This is a genomic window from Spirillospora sp. NPDC049652 (genome assembly GCF_040675125.1).
Taxonomy (GTDB): domain Bacteria; phylum Actinomycetota; class Actinomycetes; order Streptosporangiales; family Streptosporangiaceae; genus Spirillospora.
In genome coordinates, this window is sequence record NZ_JBFAOF010000751.1 from 1 (window position 1) to 3,668 (window position 3,668).

Annotated in this window: 4 protein-coding genes; all 4 read right to left on the reverse strand. The window is 69.2% G+C overall.

Features of this window, described 5'->3' with window-relative positions; all coding sequences use genetic code 11:
* Positions 1-40: 40 nt before the first annotated feature.
* The gene (locus AB0J52_RS31905) at positions 41-865 is read right to left on the reverse strand and encodes an ABC transporter permease (RefSeq protein WP_500186499.1); all 825 of its coding nucleotides are present in this window, start codon (positions 863-865) and stop codon (positions 41-43) included.
* Complete coding sequence (locus tag AB0J52_RS31910; protein ID WP_500186500.1) at positions 862-1,725, reverse strand: ABC transporter permease; 864 nt, start codon at positions 1,723-1,725, stop codon at positions 862-864. The genes AB0J52_RS31905 and AB0J52_RS31910 overlap by 4 nt, the downstream gene beginning before the upstream one ends.
* Before the next feature lie 3 nt (positions 1,726-1,728).
* The gene (locus AB0J52_RS31915; RefSeq protein WP_500186502.1) at positions 1,729-2,988 is read right to left on the reverse strand and encodes a polyamine ABC transporter substrate-binding protein; all 1,260 of its coding nucleotides are present in this window, start codon (positions 2,986-2,988) and stop codon (positions 1,729-1,731) included.
* On the reverse strand, positions 2,985-3,668 hold a 684-nt coding region (locus AB0J52_RS31920; RefSeq protein WP_500186503.1), incomplete at its 5' end, for an ABC transporter ATP-binding protein. The genes AB0J52_RS31915 and AB0J52_RS31920, both read right to left, overlap by 4 nt.

Consider the following 3,668-nt stretch of genomic DNA (forward strand, 5'->3'; position numbering starts at 1 on the left):
CGTTCGGGACCTGAGGTCCGGACGCGGCGGCCCGGACCGGTCAGGTGCGGCGTGCGCCGCGCCGGGCGGAGATCACGGCCAGCACCGCGCCGGCCGCGAAGATCAGGGTTCCCATTACGTTGACCTGCGGCGGGGTGCCGGTGCGGGTGGAGGCGTACACCCACAGCGGGAAGGTCACCGTCGAGCCGCTGGTGAAGTTGGTGATGACGAAGTCGTCGATGGACAGGGCGAAGGCGAGCAGCGCCCCGGACACCACACCCGGCATGATCATCGGCAGGGTGACCAGCCGGAACGTCTCGACCGGCCCGGCTCCGAGGTCCTTGGCGGCCTCCTCCACCCGCGGGTCGAGGCCGACCACCCGGGCCCGGACGGTCACCGCGACGAACGAGATCGAGAACATCACGTGCGCGATCAGGACCGTCCAGTAGCCGCGCGGCAGGTCGAGGCTGACGAACATCGACAGCAGCGACGAGCCCATCACGATCTCCGGGCAGGAGATCGCCGCGAACAGCACCAGGTTCGTCATACCCTTGCCGCGGAACCGGAACCGGCCGAGCGCGATCCCGGCGAACGTCCCGAGGACGGTCGTGATCACGGTGCTGAGCAGCGCGATCGAGAGCGAGTTCCACAGCGCCCGGGTGAGGTCGCCCTTGTCGAACAGGTGCCGGTACCAGCGGAGCGTGAAGCCCTCCCACTGGAAGTTCTGCTTGCCGTGGGTGTCGTTGAAGCCGAACACGATCATGATCGCGATCGGCAGCATCAGCCACGCGATGATCAGCCAGGTGTAGACCCGCAGGCCGAGGCCGTCCCGCTCGATCCGGCGGCGCCGCCGCACGGCGGCCGGCTTCTCCAGGGTGGTCGTCATCGTCCCGCCGCCTCCAGAACGTCCTCGGTGCCCAGCGCGCGGGCGTAGGCGAAGATCCCGACGAGCAGCATCGCCATCAGGGAGAACGACAGCGCCGACGCCAGCGCGTAGGAGCTGTTGTCGAAGTACTCGGTGCGGATGATGTGGCCGATCATCACGTTGTTCGGCCCGCCCAGCACCTCGGAGTTGACGTAGTCGGACGCCACCGGCACGAACGTCATGATCACCCCGGCGAACACGCCCGGCAGCGACAGCGGCAGGACCACCCGCAGGAACGCCTGCGTCCGGCTCGCGTACAGGTCGTAGGACGCCTCGATGACCCGGTAGTCGATCCGCTCCAGCGCCACGTAGATCGGCAGCACCATGAACGGCAGGAAGTTGTAGGTCAGCCCGGAGACCACCGCGAACCCGCTGTCCAGGACGTGGAAGTCCTTCGGCACCAGGCCGTGGTTCCGCAGCGGCCCGAGCAGCGGCCCGTTGTCGGTCAGCACGAGCTTCCACGCGAGCGTCCGCAGGACGAACGACACGAAGAACGGCAGGAGCAGCAGGAACAGGTACGTCGACTTGCGCCGGCCGCCCTTGAACGCGATCCAGTAGGCGGCCGGGTAGGCGAGCGCGATGCACGCGGCCGTCGCCAGCAGGCCGTACCGGAGCGACCGCAGCAGCTTGTCGCCGTAGGTGTGGAAGCCGTCGGTGTAGTTGCGCCAGTGCCAGGTCTGGGTGAAGCCGTCGATGATGTTCCCGGTCATCAGCGACACCGAGAACATGAACACCAGCGGGACGACGAAGAACACCGCCATCCACAGCCCGCCCGGCAGGATCATCAGGTACGGGGTCAGCGCCCCGCGCAGCCGTGCCATCGCTCAGGCCCCCTGCGGGATCGTCTGGAAGACCTTCTGGTACCGCGGCAGCTCCTCGTTGGTGAGCGGCCGGTAGGTGCGCAGCTTGGCGTAGTCCGCTGCGGTCGGGAAGATCAGCGGGCTGGTCGCGAGCCGGTCGAGGTCGGCCTTGTCCTCGCCGGTCGCGGCGGCCGCCTGCTGCCTGATCACGTCCTGGACGCCCGGCACCGGCGTGACGTAGTTGATGAACTCGGTCAGCGGCGCGTTGTTGCGCGGCGCGTACAGCCAGTCCATCAGCCGGATCGCGTCCACCGGGTTGGCGGCGGTCTTCGGCAGCATCATGCAGTCGCTCCAGATCGTGCCGCCCTCCTTCGGCACCACGAACTTCACGTCGGGGCTGGACAGCGTGTACACGTCGCCGGACCAGGCCATCGTCAGCCACACGTCGCCCTTGGTGACGGCGTCGATGTAGCCCTGCTCGAAGTACTTGCGGACGATCCCCTTGTCGCGCTGGGACCGCAGGAGGTCCCCCGCGCGCTTCCAGTCCGCCTCGCTGGACTTCTCTGGATCGGCGCCGACCGCGAACATGCCGAAGTTGCCGAGCTCCTGCGAGTCGCTCATCATCCCGACCTTGCCCTTGTACTTCGGGTCGAAGAGCTGCTGGACGCTGGTGATCGGCTCCTTGACGTACTTGGAGTTGTAGGCGATGCCGGTGAGGCCCGACATGTACGGGACGCTGAAGACGTTGCCGGGGTCGTAGGCGCGCCGCTTCGCCTTGTCGCTCGCGTACCTGGCGAAGTTCGGCAGCCGCTTGTGGTCCAGCGGCGCGAGGTAGCCCAGCTCGACCAGCTCGGTGAACTGGATGCCGTTCGTCACGACCATCAGGTCGAACCCGATCGACTGGTTCGCGGCCAGCGGCGCCTGGATCTTCCCGAACCAGTCCGCGGCCTCCTGGATGGCCTCCTTGTAGGTGACCGAGATCCCGGTCTCCTTGGTGAACTGCTTGATCGTGGAGTGGTCGTCCTCCATGTAGCCGGGCCAGTTCGCCCAGTTCACATGGCCTTTCCCGGTGCGTCCGCGCCAGTACTCGTCGATCTTCGCCTGGGTGACGACCCCGTTCCCGCCCCGGCCCGGAATGCCGCAGCCCGACAGCGCGGCCGCGCCCGCCAGCGCCCCCACGGCCCCGAGGAACCCGCGCCGCGTCGTCAGCCCGCGCAGCAGCGCCGGATCCGGCGCGCGACGCGCGCCGCCCGCCCCGCGCGGTGCGCCCGGCAGGCCCGTCACTCCGCGCTCCCGATCAGGTAGGAGTGCTGCGGCTCCCAGGACAGCCACACCCGGTCGCCGCGGCGCGCGACGTCCTCGGCGCTCATGGCGTTCTGGACGAAGACCACCACGTCCGCCCCGGCGTCCGTGGTGACGTTGTAGTTCGTGGAGGTGCCCAGGTAGACGACCTCGCTGACCACGCCGGGCACCCGGGACAGGCCGTCGCCCGGCTCGTCCGCGGTGATCTGCATCTTCTCCGGCCGGACGGTCAGCTCCACGGTGGCCCCGGACGCGACGCTCTGCCCGTCCCGCAGGACGGCCACGACGCGTCCGCCGTCGCCGTGCCGCAGCACCGCCCGCCCGTCGCCGCTCTCCACCGCCTCGCCCGCCAGCAGGTTGGACGTGCCGATGAACCCGGCGACGAACTTGCTGGCCGGACGCTCGTAGATCGCGCGCGGCGAGCCGAGCTGCTCGACCAGCCCGTCGTTCATCACCGCGATCCGGTCCGACATCGTCAGGGCCTCGCCCTGGTCGTGCGTGACGTACACGAACGTGATGCCGACCTCGCGCTGGATCCGCTTCAGCTCGACCTGCATGGCCTGGCGCAGCTTCAGGTCGAGGGCGCCCAGCGGCTCGTCCAGCAGCAGCGCGCGCGGCCGGTTCACCAGCGCCCGGGCCAGCGCGACCCGCTGCTGCTGCCC